This is a genomic window from Methanoregula sp. (assembly GCF_041645475.1).
Lineage (GTDB): Archaea > Halobacteriota > Methanomicrobia > Methanomicrobiales > Methanospirillaceae > Methanoregula.
Genome location: NZ_JBAZQA010000017.1, coordinates 58,751 through 78,739 on the forward strand (window position 1 = coordinate 58,751; position 19,989 = coordinate 78,739).

The 19,989-nt window shown below is 56.3% G+C and carries 22 protein-coding genes; 20 read left to right on the plus strand and 2 right to left on the minus strand.

Translation table 11 applies throughout. From position 1 onward, the window contains the following. The first annotated feature begins 31 nt into the window (after nt 1–31). The gene (locus tag WC598_RS12645; protein ID WP_372961866.1) at nt 32–418 is read left to right on the plus strand and encodes a response regulator; all 387 of its coding nucleotides are present in this window, start codon (nt 32–34) and stop codon (nt 416–418) included. 15 nt (nt 419–433) lie between these two features. On the opposite strand, the gene WC598_RS12650 is transcribed toward WC598_RS12645, so the two are convergent. Beyond that, complete coding sequence (locus tag WC598_RS12650; RefSeq protein WP_372961867.1) at nt 434–1,342, minus strand: HEAT repeat domain-containing protein; 909 nt, start codon at nt 1,340–1,342, stop codon at nt 434–436. Nucleotides 1,343–1,625: 283 nt separating this feature from the next. On the opposite strand from WC598_RS12650, the gene WC598_RS12655 reads away from it, so the two are divergent. From WC598_RS12655 to WC598_RS12730, 16 genes are all read left to right on the plus strand, one after another. After that, the gene (locus WC598_RS12655) at nt 1,626–3,278 is read left to right on the plus strand and encodes a 2-oxoacid:acceptor oxidoreductase family protein (protein ID WP_372961868.1); all 1,653 of its coding nucleotides are present in this window, start codon (nt 1,626–1,628) and stop codon (nt 3,276–3,278) included. Further along, nucleotides 3,275–4,126, plus strand: coding sequence for a thiamine pyrophosphate-dependent enzyme (locus WC598_RS12660; protein WP_372961869.1), 852 nt, complete (start codon nt 3,275–3,277; stop codon nt 4,124–4,126). Before WC598_RS12655 ends, WC598_RS12660 begins: the two co-directional genes overlap by 4 nt. A gap of 101 nt (nt 4,127–4,227) precedes the next feature. Further along, nucleotides 4,228–5,067: a hypothetical protein gene (locus WC598_RS12665; protein ID WP_372961870.1), complete on the plus strand. Its 840-nt coding sequence runs from the start codon at nt 4,228–4,230 to the stop codon at nt 5,065–5,067. 109 nt (nt 5,068–5,176) lie between these two features. Then, a complete protein-coding gene (locus WC598_RS12670; RefSeq protein ID WP_372961871.1) occupies nt 5,177–6,154 on the plus strand; it encodes a hypothetical protein in 978 nt (325 codons plus the stop codon). A gap of 54 nt (nt 6,155–6,208) precedes the next feature. After that, a complete protein-coding gene (locus tag WC598_RS12675; RefSeq protein ID WP_372961872.1) occupies nt 6,209–6,808 on the plus strand; it encodes a DUF2179 domain-containing protein in 600 nt (199 codons plus the stop codon). Nucleotides 6,809–6,874: 66 nt separating this feature from the next. Next, on the plus strand, nt 6,875–7,375 hold the full coding sequence (locus tag WC598_RS12680) for a TspO/MBR family protein (protein ID WP_372961873.1): 501 nt from the start codon (nt 6,875–6,877) through the stop codon (nt 7,373–7,375). 88 nt (nt 7,376–7,463) lie between these two features. After that, on the plus strand, nt 7,464–8,729 hold the full coding sequence (locus tag WC598_RS12685) for an AAA family ATPase (RefSeq protein WP_372961874.1): 1,266 nt from the start codon (nt 7,464–7,466) through the stop codon (nt 8,727–8,729). Continuing rightward, a complete protein-coding gene (locus tag WC598_RS12690) occupies nt 8,729–9,262 on the plus strand; it encodes a hypothetical protein (protein WP_372961875.1) in 534 nt (177 codons plus the stop codon). Before WC598_RS12685 ends, WC598_RS12690 begins: the two co-directional genes overlap by 1 nt. A gap of 108 nt (nt 9,263–9,370) precedes the next feature. Next, complete coding sequence (locus WC598_RS12695) at nt 9,371–9,529, plus strand: rubredoxin (protein WP_372961876.1); 159 nt, start codon at nt 9,371–9,373, stop codon at nt 9,527–9,529. Nucleotides 9,530–9,542: 13 nt separating this feature from the next. Continuing rightward, nucleotides 9,543–10,727: an FprA family A-type flavoprotein gene (locus WC598_RS12700; protein ID WP_372961877.1), complete on the plus strand. Its 1,185-nt coding sequence runs from the start codon at nt 9,543–9,545 to the stop codon at nt 10,725–10,727. Nucleotides 10,728–10,745: 18 nt separating this feature from the next. Further along, entirely contained in the window at nt 10,746–11,126 is a 381-nt protein-coding gene (locus tag WC598_RS12705; protein WP_372961878.1) for a desulfoferrodoxin, read from the plus strand. A gap of 89 nt (nt 11,127–11,215) precedes the next feature. Continuing rightward, nucleotides 11,216–12,676 (plus strand): TrkH family potassium uptake protein, encoded by a 1,461-nt coding sequence (locus tag WC598_RS12710; RefSeq protein ID WP_372961879.1) that lies wholly within the window; start codon nt 11,216–11,218, stop codon nt 12,674–12,676. 87 nt (nt 12,677–12,763) lie between these two features. Further along, on the plus strand, nt 12,764–13,576 hold the full coding sequence (gene cfbC / locus WC598_RS12715; protein ID WP_372961880.1) for a Ni-sirohydrochlorin a,c-diamide reductive cyclase ATP-dependent reductase subunit: 813 nt from the start codon (nt 12,764–12,766) through the stop codon (nt 13,574–13,576). Next, nucleotides 13,542–14,582, plus strand: a complete 1,041-nt coding sequence (locus WC598_RS12720; RefSeq protein ID WP_372961881.1) for a nitrogenase component 1 — start codon at nt 13,542–13,544, stop codon at nt 14,580–14,582. Before cfbC ends, WC598_RS12720 begins: the two co-directional genes overlap by 35 nt. After that, on the plus strand, nt 14,575–15,699 hold the full coding sequence (locus tag WC598_RS12725; protein ID WP_372961882.1) for a nitrogenase component 1: 1,125 nt from the start codon (nt 14,575–14,577) through the stop codon (nt 15,697–15,699). Before WC598_RS12720 ends, WC598_RS12725 begins: the two co-directional genes overlap by 8 nt. Before the next feature lie 131 nt (nt 15,700–15,830). Beyond that, nucleotides 15,831–16,241 (plus strand): hypothetical protein, encoded by a 411-nt coding sequence (locus WC598_RS12730; RefSeq protein ID WP_372961883.1) that lies wholly within the window; start codon nt 15,831–15,833, stop codon nt 16,239–16,241. A 40-nt stretch (nt 16,242–16,281) separates the two neighbouring features. Here WC598_RS12730 and WC598_RS12735 read toward each other — a convergent pair whose 3' ends face one another. Further along, entirely contained in the window at nt 16,282–16,875 is a 594-nt protein-coding gene (locus tag WC598_RS12735) for a flagellin (RefSeq protein WP_372961884.1), read from the minus strand. 115 nt (nt 16,876–16,990) lie between these two features. Here WC598_RS12735 and WC598_RS12740 point away from each other — a divergent pair, with 115 nt between their 5' ends. From WC598_RS12740 to WC598_RS12750, 3 genes are all read left to right on the plus strand, one after another. Next, nucleotides 16,991–17,971 (plus strand): PAS domain-containing protein, encoded by a 981-nt coding sequence (locus WC598_RS12740; protein ID WP_372961885.1) that lies wholly within the window; start codon nt 16,991–16,993, stop codon nt 17,969–17,971. Then, entirely contained in the window at nt 17,968–19,029 is a 1,062-nt protein-coding gene (locus tag WC598_RS12745) for a metallophosphoesterase (RefSeq protein WP_372961886.1), read from the plus strand. The genes WC598_RS12740 and WC598_RS12745 overlap by 4 nt, the downstream gene beginning before the upstream one ends. A gap of 99 nt (nt 19,030–19,128) precedes the next feature. Next, nucleotides 19,129–19,761: a TMEM175 family protein gene (locus WC598_RS12750; RefSeq protein ID WP_372961887.1), complete on the plus strand. Its 633-nt coding sequence runs from the start codon at nt 19,129–19,131 to the stop codon at nt 19,759–19,761. Nucleotides 19,762–19,989: the final 228 nt, after the last annotated feature.

Below are 19,989 nucleotides of genomic sequence, written 5' to 3' on the forward strand. Positions count from 1 at the left end.
ATGAAATAGTAATTACCGGATAAGGGTGTGTATGGCGGGCAAAGGAAAAATTCTCCTGATGGACGACGAGCAGATAATTCTCGACGTTACTCTCGAAGTGCTCAAATTTCTCGGCTACGATGTGATGTTTGCACAAAACGGCGAAGCAGCCTGCGCCCTGTACGTTCAGGAAAAGAATGCCGGCGCTCCCTTTGATATTGTCATCCTCGACCTGTCGGTGCCGGAGGGGATGGGCGGGAAAGAGACGATTGCCAGACTCCGGGAATTTGACCCCCACGTGAAAGCCATAGTATCAAGCGGGTATGGCAACGATCCCGTTGTGCAGGATTACACCGGGTACGGCTTTTCCGGCAAGCTCTCGAAACCCTACAAGATCAATGACCTGAAACTGATCCTCGAACAGCTGATGGCCCAGTAAAAAAGAATTTTTGTTTTATTCTGCTGGTGTGATTACCGCTTTTTTCCGGATCTTCAGGATCGCTTCTTCAGAAGCCCGCCTGACATATTCATCCATGTCTTCGAGGAGTGGCTGCAGGGGTTCCAGTGCCCGTACATCCCCGATGTTCCCGAGGGCATCCGCAGCTCCCCACCGGACGTACCAGTCGGAACTTTTCAGAAACGGGATCAGGATCTCAACCGGTGCCCCGCTTCCCAGTTTCCCCAGGGCCCAGGTTGCCGGGACCTGCACGAATGAGTCGGGCTCTTTTAACGCTTTACCCAGGCACACGACCGCCCGCTTGTCGCCAATCTTGCCGAGGGCATCCGCAGCTCCCCACCGGACGTACCAGTCCACATCGTTGACCGACTGGATGAGGGGCTCGACTGCCTGCGGATCACCTATCTCGCCCAGGGTCCAGACCGCCCGTACCCGCACCCACCAGAGGTTGTCCTTGAGGGCGAGTATCAGCGGTTCAACGGCCGGCTTCCCTATAAGGGACAGGGCAAAGGCGCTCCGCCACTGGACATCGCTGTCCTCTTCCCGGAGCGAGGCAATGAGCGGCTGGATTGCCGGTTCCCCTATCTCCGCAAGAACCCGGGCTGCATGCCAGCGCACATCGTGATCCTGTTCGGAGAGTGCCCGGATGAGATGGGGGATTGCCGCGGTACCGATCCTCCCGAGAGCGAGACCGGCAAGCCAGCGCACGTCGTGATCGGTATCCTTGAGCGCCCGGATCAGGGGCTTGACTGCCGGCTCCCCGATATCCCCGAGGGCAAGAGCTGCCCGCCAGCGGATCCCCAGGTTCTTGTGGCGGATCGCCTTGATGAGGCCGTCCATGTCCATACCGCTCGTGGTGTGGATATAGTACGCCTTCTTGTCAGTTATCAGACCATTCGTGTCCACAGGGTCACCTCCCTTTTCCTGTCCAGCACAGATGGGTTATGTTACCGCCGATAATCCGGAACTGCAATCACGATTGTGTCCGGCGATGAATTCTGGTTATTTCAATCATGATGATTGATTTGGGCCTATTTGAATATACCTGTCAGAAAATGCCGTCGGGAACATGGGTTTTTCCCGGGTATGTTTTCCTGGGTATGGTTCCCTGTTCCCATCGTGCAGGGAGTGGTCCGGACACCAACCTATATACCCCGGACCACAACATCAGAAGATAGAGGGATCCGTTATGAAAGAAGTGTCAGTTCTCATAGGGGGCAGGGCGGGGGATGGGATCAACAGTGCCGGCGCAATGGTTGCCCAGCTGCTCAACCACCTCGGGTATCGAATTTACCTGTACTTTGATTACCCCTCATTGATCCGGGGAGGCCATAATTTTGCTATCACCCGGGGTGCAGAACAGGGGATAGGGACCTGTCGGGAGAAGGTGGATTTCATCCTGGCCCTCAACCAGGAGACTGCTGACAGGCACCGCCACCGGGAAAAGGCGGATACTGCGATCCTGTATAATTCCGACCTGGTAAAGGGCCCGGGCCAGGGTATTCCGGTCAAGGCGATTCTTGCGGATGAGAATGCCCCGGAGATCATGGGGAACTCCGCTATCATCGGCGGGTTTGCCCGTGCTGCAGGTATTGACTGGGCAACGGTAAATGCGGTTTTTTCGTCCCATATCCCCAAAGGGGTGGAGCTGAACCTGAAGGTGGCCCGGCGGGCGTACGATCTGGTAAAACCTGTTCACCCGGTCAGCCGGTGTGCCTCTCCTACCCTGCCCCTCATCAGCGGAAACGAGGCAATCGGTATCGGTATGATCCGGGGCGGGCTTGAGGCTTATGTCTCGTACCCCATGACCCCGTCCTCAAGCCTCCTCCACTTCCTTGCCGAACAGAAAGATCCGTTCGGTATCCAGGTCGTTCACCCGGAGAACGAGATTGCAGTCGCGCTCATGGGAATCGGGTTTGCCTGTGCCGGCAAACACGTTGCGGTGGGGACCTCCGGCGGGGGGTTCTGCCTGATGACGGAAGGGATCTCCTTTGCCGGGATAGCAGAAGTGCCCCTTGTTGTTGTCGTATCCCAGCGGACCGGCCCATCCACGGGGCTCCCGACATATACCTGCCAGTCGGACCTGCGGCTGGTCCTCCATGCCGGCCAGGGAGAGTTTCCCCGGCTCATTGTCGCCCCCGGCAATGCGCAGGAAGCCGTCCACTGGTCAGAGATTGCGATGAACCTTGCCTGGAAGTTCCAGGTTCCCGCGTTCATTCTTTCAGACAAGACGCTCTCCGAGGGGACCTACAGCCTCGATCCGGCTGTGTTTACACCCCCGCTGCCCGATGACTTCCCCATGTGGGATGGTACTCCCCCTTACCGCAGGTATGCCGACTTACCCTCAGGCATCTCCCCGCTGGCATTTCCCGGTGCAAAGGATGCGGTGGTCAAGGTTAACAGTTATTTCCATGATGATGCTGGTATCACCACCGAGGAGGGACCGGTGGTTGACCGGGTGACGGAGAAACGGCTCCGGAAATGGCGAAGTCTTGCTGCTGATATGGACCGGTATTCGCCGGTGCATGTCAGCGGAACGGCCGGTGCACCCGGTGTTCTTCTCTGCTGGGGCTCGACTATGGGCGTCTGCACGGAAGTTGCCGGTGCGCTTGGCCTCAAGGTTGTCCGGCCCGTTGTTCTCTCCCCGTTTCCGTCAGCCCAGCTGCGAAAAGCGCTGGACGGGGCAAAGCAGGTCATCTGCGTTGAAGAGAACGTGACCGGCCAGCTGGCAGAACTTGCAGCCCAGCACGGCATCACCACGGGCACGAAGATCCTGAAATACGACGGGCGCCCGTTCACCCTTGAAGAACTGGAAGGAAAAGTCCGGGAGGTCCTCGCATGACCCGGAGGGCGCTCATCACGGAAGCACAGAATACCTGGTGCCCCGGGTGCGGCAACTTCGCAATCCAGCATACGCTCAAGAACCTCCTTACCGACCGGGAAAACGTGGGAGAGTCCCTTGACAACGTTGTGCTTGTTTCGGGCATCGGCTGCCATGCCAAGATTGCAGACTACCTCAACATCAACAGCGTCTACACCCTCCACGGCCGCACCATCCCGGTTGCTACCGGCATCAAGCTTGCAAACCCGCACCTGACTGTCATCTGCTGTGTTGGCGATGGCGACTGTTACGCCGAAGGGCTGGACCACCTGATCTTTGCCGCGAAACGCAATATCGACATCACCGTCATCGTCCACAACAACCGGGTGTATGGTCTTACCACCGGCCAGTACACCCCCACGTCCCCGCTGGGGTTCAGGGGCAGGTCAACCCCGGCTGGCACTGCCGAGTACCCGTTCAACCCGCTCGAACTGATGCTTGCCAGCGGGGCAACGTATATTGCACGGGGGTACACGAGAAAGATGGACCCGCTTAAGGATCTTATCCGGCAGGGAATCGCCCATCACGGTTTCTCGTTCATCGATGTACTTCAGATCTGCGCCACATTCTTCCCGGCGGCCGACTATTACGGGTCACGGGTCTATGAACTCGCGGGTCACAACACCACGGACTTCGAGGCAGCCTGTCACGTTGCACGGGAGTGGAATTACAATACGGATTCACGGATTGCTCTTGGCCTTTTCTATAAGAAAGATGCCCCAACCTTCGAAGAAGCTATGCAGCCCAGCCCTGTCTCTGCACGGGAGAAACAGGAAGCCATAACCGCGCTGCTGAAATCGAGAACCTGATAGGAATCCTCTTTTTTTCGTGGCGGGAGACCGGCAATATACATTAAAATAGGCAGGGGAATTACGTTTACGCTGGAAAAGAACAACTGCCGGGTGAAGCCATGACACATGATGATGAAGATAACGATGAATACGTCCCTGATACGAAGGATCCCGTCCAGAACCGCTCCCTCTGGCTCCGGCTCTTCATCATCCCGCTCATTGTTTACACGGCCTGGCTCATCGAGACGTTTCTTCTCGGGGGGCAGCTTCGGCTCTTCCAGAGCCCTGCACCCGCCGGGATCCTTGTCTATACCCTTGTCACCTGCATCCTGATAGGGCTCATTGTCCCGGTTCTGTATCTCCGCAGGTCATTTGGCCTGGGTGATGTGAACATGTACCAGACCGGCTTCCGGCCTGCCTGGCGGACCGGGCCTATTGTGCTGGTGACGCTCATCATATTGCTTGCGGTCTCTCTCCTCTTCAACCCGTTTGGCACTTATGGGATGGCATTTTTCTTGGCTTCTCTCTTCCTCCTTCCCACCGCAACAGCCACGGTGATGGTCTGCTTTGTCCTTCTTGGAACCCATGTCCAGGCGCTCATGCGGGGCGGCAGGGTTCTTGCTGCCATCAGCTCGGGGGTGATTGTAACAGCAATCCTTTTTTTGTTCGCCTCGCTTGTCCGCATACCGGGATCCCTCCAGCAGGACAGCCTTCTCTTCACCCTGTGTACCGGTATTATCATCGCTGTAGTTTTCTTCACGATACGGGACATCTATGCAACCGTTCTCGTTGCTACCGTGTGCCTGGTCTTTGGCATGGCAGGCCAGATGGACCTGCCAGCGCTGGAACGTGCCACCCCTGCGATAGCTGGTGCTGCCTGTCTTTCACTGGCAGTCCTATTTGGAATTCACCTGTATCTCTCCCGGAAGTATGCGACCATCGTTGTCGAGGCAGCATAACTCCTCAAAAAAACCTGTAAACCCCCGTTATCCGAATCCTCTCTTTTATCCTCAGGTTTCTGCAGCCGTCAAAAAAATGCTTATAGGGGTCTGCATCGAACGATAGTGTATGGCAGATACGTTCTGGTGCGGTGTTGCCCTGGTAAGCCTCCTCCTTGCCGGTATCCTTTTTGCCGGGTGTGCCACCGAAGAAACCCCCGCGGTTGCAACTCCCGTCCCGACTACGGCCCCCTCTGCAAAGTATTCCCCCGGGGATATCATAGCACGGTCTGTGCAGGCAGCCTCTGACGAGTATTATCTCGTCCTTAGCTATGACAGGACTGCCGACCAGTACGAGCGTGCCTGGATCTACAAAAATGCTGACGGGACGTTCGGGTACCGCGCTGACAGCCGGACCGACAAAAGCCCGCGCGTATCGGTAGAAAAAGTATACCCGGTCAAAGTGTCTCACGTAACCGCATCGTCCGTTCCCATCGTCACCCCCACGGTTGTGTCAGCAGTGACAACCGTCACGGGAAGTTCACCGGTACTCCTGAAGATCACCCCCGGTACCGCATCAAAGGATTCCACGTTAAGTGTTACCATATCCGGTGACAACTTCCGGAACGGCGCAACGGCAAAGCTCCTCCAGTCGGGACGTTCTTCCCTGAATGCAACCGCAGTTTCCGTCATTTCCGGAACAGATATTGACTGCACCTTCAATCTTGAGGGGCTTGAGACCGGCACGCTGAACCTTATCGTGACAAACCCTGACGGCCGGTCCGCAACGCTGGTAAATGCGTTCACGATTAGTACCGCAGGACCGATAATTGGCAGTGTCTACCCCGGGACCCTGAAAGCGGGTGAGACCCGCCAGCTCATCATCTACGGGCAGAATTTCCAGGACCTTTCCAAGGTAACCCTCTCGCAGAATTCCGCCCTGCTCGATTGTCTCAACCCGAAGTTGATGGATAAAACGAAGATCTACTGTGATCTCACGGTTCCTGCTGCGGTAAAGACCGGCTCCTGGGATCTGGTAGTCATAAATGTGGTTGATCAGAAGGAGGGGCGGTATCTCCGGCCCATAACCATCACCAATGCCACCTGATTTTTATCCTCCCCGTACCATTATAATCCCCGGTGACCAGATGGTACCTCAGGTATGCTGGAATCCGTGATTACTCCGGAGATCTTTGCCTTTGTCATAGTCCCGCTGATGATCTTCTGCGCCCGTGTCTGCGACATGAGCCTTGACACGATCCGGGTCATCTTCGTCTCCAAGGGTATCAAGTATCTCCCCCCCATCATCGGGTTTGTTGAGGTCATCATCTGGCTGGTTGCCATCGGCCAGGTCATGAACAACTTGACCAATGTCGTCTGTTACCTTGCATATGGTGCAGGTTTTGCCACCGGCACGTTCGTTGGCATGGCAATCGAGGAGAAGCTCTCGCTTGGCTTAACGAGCGTACGCATCATCACCAAGGAGGACCCGGCCGAGCTTATGCAGTTCCTCCGGCAGCACAATTACGGGGTTACGAGCATTGATGGCGAGGGCGGCACCGGGAAGGTCAAGATGGTCTTTACCATCATCAAGCGCCAGGACCTGGCCCATGTTGTAGGTATCATCAAGCAGTTCCATCCGAATGCGTTTTATTCCATTGAGGAAGTCAAATCGGTTGCAGAAGGTGTCTTTCCCGAGCGGAACTCCCATTTCCTGCACCGGTGGCTCGATTCACTCAGTTTCAATGCCAAGGGAAAATAGGCTCTTTAAAAAACCTTGTTTTCCTCTTCCTAAACCCTATATACCCGGTATGGTACTGGATACATCATGAAACCCCTGGATAAGAGCACCCTTTCCCTTGTGCTCATTCTGATCCTCTCGATCGGGATCTGCCTGCTTGCAGGAGTAATCGGTTCGTTCTTCACAACCGCGGGGATTCCTGTCTGGTATGCCGGTCTCATCAAACCGGCCCTCACGCCTCCCGCCTGGATCTTTGCGCCGGTCTGGACAATCCTTTACGTTCTGATGGGGATTGCGCTCTTCCTGATCCTGCGGTCGGGCGGGAGAAAAGAGGATGTCACTATCTGTCTGGTCCTGTTTGCCGCCCAGCTGGTTCTGAACGTGATGTGGTCGGTCATCTTTTTTGGCCTCCACTCCATCTTCTTCGGGCTTGTCTGCCTCGCCCTGCTCTTCATCGTTCTGCTCTGCACCACCATCGGAACCTTGCGGGTCTCGCGGAATGCAGGCCTGCTGCTCATCCCGTATCTCCTCTGGCTCTGTATTGCCGGGTATCTCAATGCTTCCCTCTATCTCTTAAATCCCCTGTGATCCCGTTTTCTCATCTGACGTATCGGGAAGAGGATCTGACCCATATCTTCTTTTTCTTGGAAAGTAACGATGAGTAAAGGGGACCGGTATGCCGATACACCATATTCATGTTGAAAATTTCAAGAGTTTCTCCGAGATTGACATTGACCTGTCAGGGTTCAACGTAGTAATAGGCTCCAATGCTGCGGGAAAATCCAATTTCATCTCGGTTTTCAAGTTTTTGCGGGATATTGCACGGCACGGGATTGCCAATGCCATTGCCCTGCAGGGAGGATCTGAATACCTCAGGAACACGAAGATCGGGCATGCAAAGGATCTGGTCATCAAAGTGGATTATATTCCCGACAAGTCGCTGGAGGTGCTGGACCGCCCCGACCATGAACCATCCCTCCTCGGCCTCCGGTCCTGTGCCTCGTCCTACGAGTTCAGCCTGCGGTTTATGGAATCGGGGGATGACTTCACCATCACCCGGGACCGGCTCGCGATCGGCTGCGAAGTGTCCGCATGCGAGCGTGCCGGGGACACGGTCCGTGAAAAATCATCGATCGGCACCGGGGAGCTTGTCGTCTCCAGTGAAGACGGCGAAGTGCGGTATTCTTCCCGTATCCCGGAGGGTTGCGGCCTTACGGAAAATGACATTGTGCCCGCTATGTTCCGGGGCAAGCGCCTCTTAAAAAAGACCCTGCTCCTCGAGACCATCTACGGCTACCCCCTTCCCCACGTGGAGAAGTTTTTCGACAAGATTGCTGTCTACGATATCGACCCGAAACTCCCGAAACGGGGGGTTGCGATCACCGGGAAGCGCGAGCTTGATGAAGATGCCGGCAACCTTGCGCTCGTTATCCGGAATATCATCGAGGACCCCGAAAAGAAGAGAAAGTTGTCCAACCTGCTCCGCGACGTGCTGCCATTTGTCGAGGACTTCTCGGTCAAAAAGTTCATGGATGTCTCCCTGATCCTCACCCTGCGCGAGCGGTATGCAACCTCGCGGGACCTCCCCGCCTCGTCCCTTTCGGATGGGACCATTGCCATCTTTGCCATGATTATTGCCCTCTATTTCGAGGAGAAGCCGTTCATCATCATCGAGGAGCCGATCAGCCATATCCACCCGTTCCTCGTTGGCCGGCTTATCTCGATGATGAAGGAGGCTTCAGAGAAGAAACAGGTGATGATCACGACCCACAGCACGGAGGTTGTCAAGCATGCCGATCTTAACGATATCCTGCTCATCTCGCGGGATAATCTGGGCTTCTCGATCCTCTCCCGCCCGGGGGACAAGGAGGAAGTCCGGACCTTTCTCGAAAACGAGATCGGGATCGAAGAGCTGTATGTCCAGAACCTGCTGGGACTCTGATGAAGAAAAGGCTGTTCATCCTGGTCGAGGGGGAGGACGATGTCCGCTTCTTTGGCCGGATCATAAAACCGCGTTTCGTGCACCGCTACGATTCGGTCGAGATCATCCCGTATGCCTGTATCAAGCGGGAAAAAGTGAGCAGGTTCTTGAAAAGCGTTACCCAGATGGGCAATGATTACATCTTTGTTGCCGATATCGACACCGAACGATCGGTACGGGACAAGAAACAGATCCTCTATTACCGGTTCAATGATCTCAATGGCAAAAGTATCGTCATCGTCATTGCGGAGATCGAGAGCTGGTATTATGCCGGTATCCCTCCGGAATCTCCCATGGCGTCCGAAGTTGTCAGCCTTGACTCAACGGAAACCCTCACAAAAGAGGATTTCAACCGCATCATGCCGCGGAAGTATGATTCCCGGATCGATTTCATGTTCGAGATCCTCAAGTCCTTCTCCCTGGAAACCGCAGTCCGGAAAAACACGTCGTTTAAGTTTTTTGTTGACCGGTACTCCCTCCTGGAAGATGAGTGACTGCTCCTTTTTTGGATCTTCCCTGTCCTGCAGGTACAATAGAAATGATTAATTGACTCCCCTGCACTATTTCTCTACTACCCTGCACGAGCGGGAGGTTTGATTGTTATGGATAGATACGTCTGCCAGATCTGCGGCCACAAATACGATCCTGAAAAGGGAGAACCCCTCCAGAATATTGCCCCGGGTATCGACTTTACTGCACTTCCTGCCAACTGGCTGTGTCCGGTTTGCGAGGCAGAGAAGTCTCTCTTCAAAAAGGAGTGAGGACGGATCCCGTATGGTTTCACGTCTCATCTCCCCAGGTATCTACTGGGTGGGCGCACTGGATTTTGACCGACGGATCTTTGACGAGCTGATCCCACTCCCCGAAGGCACGAGCTACAACGCGTACCTGGTCCGGGGCAGCGAGAAGACTGCACTTATCGACACGGTTGACCCTGCAAAGGAGTTTGAGCTCATCTCGAATATCGTCAAGCTCGGTGTTGAACGGATCGATTACATTGTCATCAACCATGCCGAGCAGGACCATTCCGGTTCCCTGCCGATGATCCTCGAGTTCTTCCCGGATGCCGTTGTGGTCACGAATGAGAAGTGCCGTGACCTGCTTGTTGCCCTTCTCCATGTCCCCGAAGACAGGTTCCGGGTAATCCGGGATGGAGAGACCCTCTCTCTCGGTAACCGGACGCTCGAGTTCCTCATAACGCCGTGGACCCACTGGCCCGAGACCCAGCTGACCTACCTCCGCGAGGACAAGATCCTCTTCTCCTGCGATCTCTTCGGTTATCATTACGCCGGCAGTGAACTCTTCGTTGCGGACACTGCGCAGGCTTACCGGTTGGCAAAACGGTATTACGCCGAGATCATGATGCCGTTCCGCGGCAGTATCAAGGGCTACGTTGAGCGGGTTAAGGCTCTCCCCCTTGCCATGATCGCGCCCAGCCACGGGTCCATCCACCGGTCCCCCGGGTTTATCCTCGACGCCTATGCTGACTGGGTTTCCGACTCAGTCAAAAACGAAGTGGTGATCCCATACATCTCCATGCACGGGAGCACCCAGAAGATGGTGGAACACTTGACCGAGGCGCTCATTGCCCGGGGCATCAATGTCCGCCCCTTCAACCTCACGCACACCGATATCGGGGACCTGGCGCTGGCACTCGTTGATACAGCAACCATTGTTGTTGCTACCCCCACGGTCCTGTTCGGCCCCCACCCGCAGGTCGTGTATGCCACGTACCTGGCCAACATGCTCAAGCCCAAGGTGCGGTTCGCCTCGGTTATCGGGTCGTTTGGCTGGGGCGGCAAGGCTGCCGATACGATCGTAAAAATGCTCGACCATGTCCAGGTCGAGGTGCTGGAACCGGTCATTGTCAAAGGACAGCCGGACGAAGCCACCCTGCAGGCCCTCAACCGGCTGGCAGACGAAATATTAAAGAAGCATAAGGAGATCAATCTCCTTTAGAACGGAGAGATTCGAGTCATGACGAAACTGTTTGAAGTCTACAAGTGTGACCTGTGCGGAAACATGACAAAAGTTGTCCATGCATCGACCGGAACCATGGTATGCTGCGGCCAGCCCATGACCCTCCAGATTGAGAAGACCGCTGATGCGGGAAAAGAGAAACATGTCCCGGTTGTCGAGAAATCCGCAAAGGGCATCATCGTGAAGATCGGCTCCATCCCCCACCCTATGGAAGAGAAGCATTACATTGAATGGGTCGAGGTCCGTCAGGGAGAGAATGTCTTTATCCGCGGGTTCAAACCCGGCGAAAAGCCCGAGGCCGAGTTCTGCATTGCCGACGTGAATGTCAAGGCCCGGGAATACTGCAGCGTCCACGGACTCTGGACCAACAAGGCGTAACCCTTTTTCCGGCAAGGGCCGCAATCCTTTCCCTTTTTCTCCTGCAGTCTTGGCAAACACTAATAGAACCGAAGTGTAACCCATAAGTGATGCAGCGGTTTTCGCACCTGACAACGATCATCGCGGATCTCGGGGATGTTTTTCTGTTCACTGCCCCGATGACCCTTGTCCCCCTGGTAGTTGCGCTGCTCTTTGCAGAATGGGATATGCTCCTTCCCATGGCCTCGGTCCCGGTCGTTTTCTTTGGCGTGGGGATGCTGCTCCGGCACGTGCCCCGGAAAGAACGCGGCATACGGCTCTCCACCGCGTTCTGTTCCGTTGCCCTCTTCTGGTTCTTCTGTGCCCTGATAAGCGGCCTCCCGTTCGTCCTGGGCCTTCACATGGGATTCCTGGACGCGCTCTTCGAAGGGATGGCCGGCTGGACCGGCACCGCATACACAATGCTTGCATCCCCGGATACCGCCCCCCACACCCTCATCTTCTGGCGTACCTACATGCAGTGGATTGGCGGGATTGGGATCATCGCCTTCTCCATTGCCCTTGCAAGCAGTACCGGTCTCTTCCGCTCGAAGATCTTGCGGAGCGAGAGCCGCGACGAACCCCTCATGCCCAGTATCATCCATACCGGGCGGGCGATCTGGAAGATCTATGGTATCCTGACCTTCTTTGCAATAGGTCTTATCCTGTTCACCGGGCTCTCCCTCTGGGAATCGGTCAATCTTGCGCTTTCTGCGATCTCCACGGGCGGTTTCACGCCCCATGCCGAAGGTATCCTCTACTATCACAGCACGCTCCTCGAACTCATCCTCATTCCGATCATGATAGCCGGTGCTTTGCCGTTCAAGCTCTATTACCTGATCTCCGAGAACCGGCGCCTGAGTCTCTTCGGGGATGAACAGGTCAAACTCTTCTTCCTCTTCCTTGCCGCAGGCGTTGCCGTGCTCACCTATGATCTCGTCTTTTTCGGGAATCTGGAACTGATCCCCGCACTCCAGCAGGGACTGTTCACGACCGTTGCAGCGGTCACCACCACCGGGTTCCAGGTGGCAAACCTCCATACCTGGGCAAGCGTCACCCTGATCTTCCTTGCCATGCTCACGTTCATCGGCGGGGCTGCCGGCAGCACCGCCGGGGGTATCAAGCTCGACCGGGTAGCGTTTGCCTACCGGGCCCTGACCTGGTGGTTCCACCGCTTCTACGTCAGCGGCAAGGTACTCCTTCCCTTCCGGATAGAAGGCCGTGTCATCCCGAAGGCAACTGCAGAACAGCTCGCCTCCAAGAACATGCTCATCATCATCCTCTCCGTTGTGCTGATCTTCATAGCAACGCTGGTCGTCATCCAGTTTCACCTTACCACGTACACCCCGACCGAGATAATGTTCGATATGGTCTCTGCCTTCTCAACCAGTGGCGCAAACACCGGGTATGTCTCTCCTGATATGCCGGTCATATCGAAATGGATCTTTATCCTTATGATGTGGGTGGGGAGGCTCGAAGTTATCCCGGTCGTGATGCTCTTCCTCGCCCTGTTCCGGGGTTCGGAGTCCTAAGGGGCTGCCGGACCGGACCGGTTAAAACAACTTTACTTTTCTTAACATCAGAAGATCTAATATAAATTGCCGCCCCATACTAGGCTGATGAAGCAGATCGCCCTGTACGGCAAGGGAGGAATCGGGAAATCCACCACATCGGCCAACCTGTCGGCGGCCCTTTCCTTAATGGACCTCGACATTCTCCAGATCGGGTGCGATCCCAAGCGGGACAGTACCCGTATGCTGATGCACGGGAGTTTCATACCAACGGTCATGGACCTGGTCCGGACCCGGGGCGATGCTGCAATCTCCCTTTCGGATATCGTTTACACCGGGTTCAACGGGGTCCGGTGCGTTGAGGCTGGCGGGCCTGAGCCCGGTGTCGGGTGTGCAGGCCGTGGCATCATCGCAACGTTCCAGATCCTGGAGAAGTTCGGGGATCTCAAAGGTGATGTTATCGTCTACGATGTGCTCGGCGACGTGGTCTGCGGCGGGTTTGCCATGCCCATGCGGGAAGGGTATGCCCAGGAGATCTACCTGGTAACCTCCGGCGAGCTGATGTCGCTGTATGCCGCAAACAACATCTGCAAGGCGATAAAACGGCTCGCATCCCGGGCCAAGAGCAAGTGCCGGCTTGCCGGGGTGATCTGCAATGCCAAGGGTGAGCCCCGCGAGGAGGAACTGGTCCGCGAGTTTGCAGAGCGGGTGAACAGTTCGCTGGTTGAGTACATCCCCCGCGACCGGATTGTCCAGCTCGCCGAGCTCAACAAGAAGACCGTGCTCGAATACGACCCGGCTTCTACCCAGGCCGCCTGCTACCGCTCGCTTGCCACCCGTGTCATGGAAAATACCAACCTCACGATCCCCACCCCTCTTGAGATCGATGACCTCGAACAACTCGCCTACCGATTCATCTAGGTTCCGGGGCTGCACCCTTACAGGAGCGCTCTCGGTGACTACGCACGTCCGCGATACGGTGAGCGTGATCCACGGGCCAAAGGGATGCAGCCACCACAACATCTCGCTGCTGCACGCAACCGGGCTGGAGAACGACCGTATTTCCATCCCCGAACTGGTCTCGACCGGGCTTGCTGAAACCGATATCATCTTCGGCGGGGAGGAATCCCTCCGGCGGACCCTTGAATCTGCTGCCTGCCGCAATGTGCGGGCGATCTATGTCCTCTCAACCTGTATTATCGATACCATAGGAGACGATGTCGGAGGAATCTGTGCCGGGGATTTCCGGGTCCCGGTGATACCCATCCCTACTGCCGGTTTTCTTGGAGGTACGTTTCAGGACGGGGTGAACAATGCCCTCATCGCCATTGCCGCCACGGCCCCTGAAAGCGGGAAAACTTACGGTGTGAATATCATCGGGGAGCGGAACCTCGAATACGAAGTTGAGGAGAACTACCGGGAGATCCACCGCATTCTCACCCTTCTCGGCCTTGAGATCAACACCCGCTTTGTGCATACCACATCTGTTGACCAGATCTCCCTCCTGGGCGCAGGCCGGCTCAATATCCTCCGCGAACCCGGGCTGGCTCCCGTGGGTGAATACCTGCGGCAGCGCTTTGGCACGCCCTATATTGCCTCGTTTCCCCTCGGGCTCTCCGGGACCCTCTCGTTCATCGATTCAGTTGCCCGGGCCTGCGGGGTTGATGGCAGACGCGTGGCGGAAGAGGAACGGTCCCTCCAGGATGAGATCCTGGATGGCTTTTCCGACCTACGGGACGCCCCGGTCGTATTCGACCAGACCCCGACCGATCCGGAGAGCGTCCGGGCTGCCGAGGAGGCTGCCGGGATGCTGAGGCTGAAGATCGGGAACTTCCAGGACAGCACTCCCCTTCCTGCAGCTCCTTCCGTTGGCACGTACGGGGTCAAGCGGATGCTCCACCGCTGGAGGCGGGCGATCCATGCCTGAATGCACGAACCCGCTCTGGCCCTGTGCAATGACGGGGGCCGCCGCATGTCTTGCCGGATTTGAGGGCATGAGCGTGGTCATCCACGGGTCGAGCGGCTGCTATTACTACCCGGCAACCCTCCTCCATGCCCCGCTCCACGGGACCTTTATTCTCGAACACGAGGTGATCTTCGGCTCGGAAGAGCGCCTCCTGGAAGTGGTCAGCGGCCTTTCCGGCAAAGGAAAGAAGATCGCGGTCATCACCACCTGCGTTCCTGCCCTTCTTGGCGAGGATATCCGGTCAATGCTGGAGAACTACGATGTGATCCTCGTAGACAGCCCTGGTTTTGCCGGTGACGTTGAGACCGGCTACCGGAAGGCCCTCGCGGCGCTTCCCGTTCAGGTCAATCCGGATACCCCCGGCGTGAATATCGACGGGGTCTCCCTTTTTGACCCGTACAGTTCCGGCAATGTCCAGGAGGTACGGCGCCTCCTTACGGCTGCGTCGATCCCGGTGGCTACCGTGTTCTGCCAGGACCGGTTTTCCCGGATCTCTGCATCGGCTGCCTGCACGGTCGGAACCAACCGGGATTTTGCCAGTGGTGTCGGGGAGTGCTGCGGGGAGACCCTAGGCCTTGCGGCCGTAAGGGCAACTTTTTGCCGCCTTGGGAACCTGTTTCCCGGTGCGGATATCTCCCCGGTGCTTGCCGAGGCCGATCTCCAGGAAGAGCGGATCATACGGGTGTGCGACAAATACCTGCAGCGATACGATCCCCCGTCCGTGGTCATTGCGGCCGGCTTTTCCTATGCCCGCTTTGCGGCAGAGACGCTTGAGCAGTACCTTGATGCGGATATCCGCGGTATCTGCTCCCGCAACCCCCCGGAAGAAACCCGTTATCCTGCTGAACATGTCACCGGTATGGGCCAGGTCCGGGAACTCATTGCATCCCGTGACCCTGATCTCGTGATCGGTTCCTCCTTTGAACGGAGCGTGAGTCCGGGCCGGGTGTTCACAGGCATGACACCCCCCCTGCGGGGCGAGGTCCGGATCGCTCCCCGCCCCCTTGCCGGTATCAATGGCACCCTCTCCTTTGTCGAGCAGGTCCTCAATGCCCTGCTCGATACCCGGCCTGACTAAAACCCCCCTGATTCCGGTAACCTTGCCGGGCTGGCCTCCTTTTTTTGAAAAAATTCACTTTCACCCTGCACACGCTGACGGGTTATATACCTCCCTGATCAACGCCATGATACGACAGAAGGTGGTCGTGTATGATGGAAAAAGCAGGATACCTCCAGCGGACAGGATGCAGCGCTATCGACAGCAACGGGGATATGAACGAGGTCATTGAACTTCATATCCTCGGGACCCGGTATGCCATCCGCCGCTCGGATCTGATCCGGGCAGTCTCGGGCAGGGTTGTCGTGCAGGTTGAGGAACTCACCCGCAACTGGAACTACTACCTCGGCGCTACCCGGGGACTTGCCCAGGTTTCGGCTTCCGGCAAGGCACTGAACGTGGATCTCTTCGGGGCTGGCAGTTTTACCCTCTCTCTTGCCAGCCTCCGGGCCGTGATGTACGGCAAGGAAAGGATTGCCCGCATCGGGAAGATCCCGGAAACCTCTTCCCAGAAGTTCCACCGTGTTGTCGAAGGACAACAGAAACTCGGTGCCGTTGTCTGACCCTCGGACACAAAACCTTTCGTCCCCTCTTTTCCCGCGGTTAATAGAACTGGTTTACCCCGTAGATTACCGCCGGCGCCGTGCGCAGGATCTGCATCGGGGCTCCCCCTGCAGGTGCAACCTCAATGGAGAATTCCAGGTTCTTCACTATCCCGGCAGACGGGTGGACACTGATGGAGAACTGCTCTCCCTTGTCAAGCACGTTGTCGGAAATTCCCCGCTCGTTCTGCCGGTCCGTGATTGCCCATGTGCCCGGCGTTGTGGAAGAACTGAAATATCCTGTCACGGGTGCGAGGGTCTCCAGGTGGTTCTTATCGCTATAGGTGATTACCGTTTTCTCCATATCGATGGGTGTTCCTCCGGCTGCTACGGAAATGGTGAAGTTGACCATGTCGATGGTGCTCCCGGGTGTGCCGATACCGTACACGTTCCCGGTCATCATCATGGCAGAACTGGCCTGCTGGATACCGGATTGGATTACTTCCTGGCTTTTCTGGGTAGTGAAGAATCCTGCGCCGATAACTACGTACGCAAAGACCGCAGCAACGGTGACGAACGCGATAAGTACAATTGCTGCTTCAAGCCCGGTAAATCCCCCGTCATATCTGCCCCTCATCGCGTTCACCCCGCTCATGTAACCATACGTTGTGGTACAACGCCTTATAGGTATCAGCGGCTGGAAATGGAGTATATCCCATCCCGACAGCGTTCGGCATCGTGCAACATTAATAGTTCTGCAACAGATGATCATGAGTGGAGAGAAAACACTCTCTTTTACCCGGTATATCAGACGTGAACCGGCACAGGGATGTGGGGTCATGACCATGGATGCCACGGAGAATCAGTACAGGGATCTTGTCGAGTGCCAGCAGGATTTTCTGGTAAAGTTCAGCCTGGAAGGTCGTCTTCTTTTCGTGAACTCCGCGTACAGTGAAGCTCTTGGCAGGCCCCGGGAGGAGCTGGTCGGGAGCGTCTTCATGCCGGTGAATGACGAGCGGTACGCCGACGTTGTTGCCACCCAGATGACCAAACTTTTCCGTCCCCCGTTCTCCTGCATAGTGGAGCAGTGGATCCAGACCCGGCATGGGATGCGGTGCATCAGCTGGTCGGCCCGATCCCTCCTTGATGCGGACCGGAATGTCCGCGAGATCGTTGCTGCCGGGCGGGATGTCACGCCGGTCAAGAACGAGCAGAAAGCCATACGCAAACGCGACGAGGAGCTCATGCTCGTGCTGGAGAGCGGGAGCCCGATGTACTACTCCCATACAACGGATCATACCATGGTCTACGTCAGCCCCCGGATCCGCACCCTGCTCGGGTGCCGGCGGGGGGAAGGAAAACGATCGTGGACTGATTTCCTGACCGACAACCCGGCGAATGCCGCAGGTCTTGAGCGCACCCTCCGTGCGGTCTCGTCCGGACGGCGGGAACCCCCCTACCGGCTGGAGATGACCACCGGCAGCGGGAAGCGGGTCTGGATCGAGGTGAACGAGATCCCGGTGGTCAAAAACGGAAAGACGGTGGCGATTGCCGGATCCCTCGAAGATGTTACCGAGAAGATGTATGTCGAGGAAGGTGCAGCAGAAGCCGAGATCCTCTTCAAGGGCGTACGCCCGAAAGAACCGATGAGTGCCCGTTCTCCCTTCAGTGCAATCTGGTCGATCTTCTCCCGGGACAAAGCGGCCGCAGAAGAGGAGAGCAGCTCGCCTGAAGCGGTAAACGACCGATGATCCCGTCCGCAGTTCCGGCCCCTGCCCCTCACCACCCGTCTTTTTCGAACCCTCTTACGAGGTCGTCCGGTCCTGTTCTCCGCCTGCTCCTTCTGGCAACGCTCCTCTCCTGCATATTCCTGCCTGCGTCCGTACAGGCTGCGGGGACTCCCGTCACGTACTCGATCGTCCACCTGTCAGATACCCAGAACCTTGCCACGTACTACCCGGGCACGTACAACCTGACCTTCTCGTACCTGGAGTCCCAAAAAATCCGGTATAACATCTCGGCTATCATCATCACCGGCGACCTGGTAAATACCTGGAATAAGAAGTCGGAATGGGATGCCTACATCAGGGCCCGGAACCATACCACGATCCCCGTTTACACGATTGCCGGCAACCACGATGTGGACTATGGAAAACAGTACGGGTATTATACAAGGTATTCCGGGGAGCCGGAAACCAACTACGTAACAACGGTCGGGGATTTTGATCTCGTGGGGATCAATTATGTGAAAACGTCCCTCTCTCCTAAAGAATTTTCCCGTATCCGGACTGCTCTTGCGAACAGCTCCCGTTCACAGGCAATCATTGCCACGCACTGGTATATGGAAAAGAACCGGGCGCTCTCCCCGCTCGGGAAAGATATAGCAAAGGACCTGATCGTCAAACCCACGCTTATTCTGACAGGGCACAAGCACGCGGATTTCGTGCAGAAGAAAAATATCAGCGGTTTTCCGGTAATTGAGGATATGACCAACTACCAGAATGGGTTGCCTGGCGGGAACGGCGATAAGAATTATTCGGCAGGCACGCTCTATGCTGTGACCTCTGCCGACGGGCAGGTTTCGAAGATTACGGCGCAGGTTATCCATATCTATCCTCAGGTGTTCTCTGGGGCGGAAAAGACGGTCTTTGAACTACCTCCTGTGGGGGGATCCCCTGCAGGGACGATCCCCTCCAATTTGTCTTCCGGCCCTGTTTCAGCCGGATGTGCGGAGATGGACGTGATCTGCCGGTTCCAGAACCTTGTTGAACACGGCTGGTGGGCGACGGAATCGGGTATGGGCATCTGATGAAGTGCAGATTACTTGGGTGTAATCTCGCGGTTGGCCCGGAGCCCGCCGGTACGTTGGGTTCAAATTCCCCAAAAACCAAATTGTGATCAGCATATCATGACAGATGAGACCGAGACCGGTGAGGAGATGCACCTCACCAAAGGGCGGCTGGAAGGGCTTTCAGACGGGATATTTGCCTTTGCGATGACCCTGCTTGTCATCGGCCTTTCCCTGCCCGACAAGACCTCCATTGTCCAGACACCGGAGTTTGCCGCCAGTATTCTCCTCTCACTCCACTCGGATTTCCTCCATTACGTGCTCGCGTTCCTGATTCTCGGGGCATTCTGGCTGGTACACCATGTCCAGTATCACTCCATCAGACATATTGACAAGATATTTGTCTGGATCAATCTCGTCACCATGCTGTTTGTGGCCCTCCTGCCCTTCTCAACATCCTATGCCGGGGACTTCCCGAATGTCCCTCTCGGTGCGATCGTCTTCGATCTCAACCTGTTTGCTATCGGGATGGGAATGTTCCTGCAATGGCTGTATGCAAGCCGTGGTCACCGGCTTGTTGAACCGACGGTAAAGGAGAGTTATATCCGGCAGTTGCGCTACCATATCCTCATCATCCCGTTCGTCTCGGTTGTCTGTATCCTCGTTGCCGCGACCGGTAACACCTGGAGTTCGGCGCTCTATATGACCATACCGGTTGTCAAAATTGCTGTTGACCGTATTTTTGCGGTTTGAATCGCTCCTGATACCGTCACCCTTATCGCGGGAAATGTGCGGGAGCACCCGCACCTCTGTTTTCATCTCGCCAATGAACCGGCCGGGTCGTCTTTGCCAACCCCAGTACTTCACTAATTTTTTTAGCTTGGGCTATGGATAACGGTAAGATCTAAATAGTCGGCGGGCGCCGAATATGGTCAAACACCGGCAAATTGCCCGCCGAATAAAGAATGAGATCCGAGCAGA

Excerpts from the sequence above, each read along its gene's own strand:
- WC598_RS12645 (WP_372961866.1), top strand. The coding sequence starts at position 32 with ATGGCGGGCAAAGGAAAAATTCTCCTGATGGACGACGAGCAGATAATT.
- WC598_RS12655 (WP_372961868.1), top strand. The coding sequence starts at position 1,626 with ATGAAAGAAGTGTCAGTTCTCATAGGGGGCAGGGCGGGGGATGGGATC.
- WC598_RS12660 (WP_372961869.1), top strand. The coding sequence starts at position 3,275 with ATGACCCGGAGGGCGCTCATCACGGAAGCACAGAATACCTGGTGCCCC.
- WC598_RS12665 (WP_372961870.1), top strand. The coding sequence starts at position 4,228 with ATGACACATGATGATGAAGATAACGATGAATACGTCCCTGATACGAAG.
- WC598_RS12670 (WP_372961871.1), top strand. The coding sequence starts at position 5,177 with ATGGCAGATACGTTCTGGTGCGGTGTTGCCCTGGTAAGCCTCCTCCTT.
- WC598_RS12675 (WP_372961872.1), top strand. The coding sequence starts at position 6,209 with ATGCTGGAATCCGTGATTACTCCGGAGATCTTTGCCTTTGTCATAGTC.
- WC598_RS12680 (WP_372961873.1), top strand. The coding sequence starts at position 6,875 with ATGAAACCCCTGGATAAGAGCACCCTTTCCCTTGTGCTCATTCTGATC.
- WC598_RS12685 (WP_372961874.1), top strand. The coding sequence starts at position 7,464 with ATGCCGATACACCATATTCATGTTGAAAATTTCAAGAGTTTCTCCGAG.
- WC598_RS12690 (WP_372961875.1), top strand. The coding sequence starts at position 8,729 with ATGAAGAAAAGGCTGTTCATCCTGGTCGAGGGGGAGGACGATGTCCGC.
- WC598_RS12695 (WP_372961876.1), top strand. The coding sequence starts at position 9,371 with ATGGATAGATACGTCTGCCAGATCTGCGGCCACAAATACGATCCTGAA.
- WC598_RS12700 (WP_372961877.1), top strand. The coding sequence starts at position 9,543 with ATGGTTTCACGTCTCATCTCCCCAGGTATCTACTGGGTGGGCGCACTG.
- WC598_RS12705 (WP_372961878.1), top strand. The coding sequence starts at position 10,746 with ATGACGAAACTGTTTGAAGTCTACAAGTGTGACCTGTGCGGAAACATG.
- WC598_RS12710 (WP_372961879.1), top strand. The coding sequence starts at position 11,216 with ATGCAGCGGTTTTCGCACCTGACAACGATCATCGCGGATCTCGGGGAT.
- cfbC (WP_372961880.1), top strand. The coding sequence starts at position 12,764 with ATGAAGCAGATCGCCCTGTACGGCAAGGGAGGAATCGGGAAATCCACC.
- WC598_RS12720 (WP_372961881.1), top strand. The coding sequence starts at position 13,542 with ATGACCTCGAACAACTCGCCTACCGATTCATCTAGGTTCCGGGGCTGC.
- WC598_RS12725 (WP_372961882.1), top strand. The coding sequence starts at position 14,575 with ATGCCTGAATGCACGAACCCGCTCTGGCCCTGTGCAATGACGGGGGCC.
- WC598_RS12730 (WP_372961883.1), top strand. The coding sequence starts at position 15,831 with ATGATGGAAAAAGCAGGATACCTCCAGCGGACAGGATGCAGCGCTATC.
- WC598_RS12735 (WP_372961884.1), bottom strand. The coding sequence starts at position 16,875 with ATGAGCGGGGTGAACGCGATGAGGGGCAGATATGACGGGGGATTTACC.
- WC598_RS12740 (WP_372961885.1), top strand. The coding sequence starts at position 16,991 with ATGAGTGGAGAGAAAACACTCTCTTTTACCCGGTATATCAGACGTGAA.
- WC598_RS12745 (WP_372961886.1), top strand. The coding sequence starts at position 17,968 with ATGATCCCGTCCGCAGTTCCGGCCCCTGCCCCTCACCACCCGTCTTTT.
- WC598_RS12750 (WP_372961887.1), top strand. The coding sequence starts at position 19,129 with ATGACAGATGAGACCGAGACCGGTGAGGAGATGCACCTCACCAAAGGG.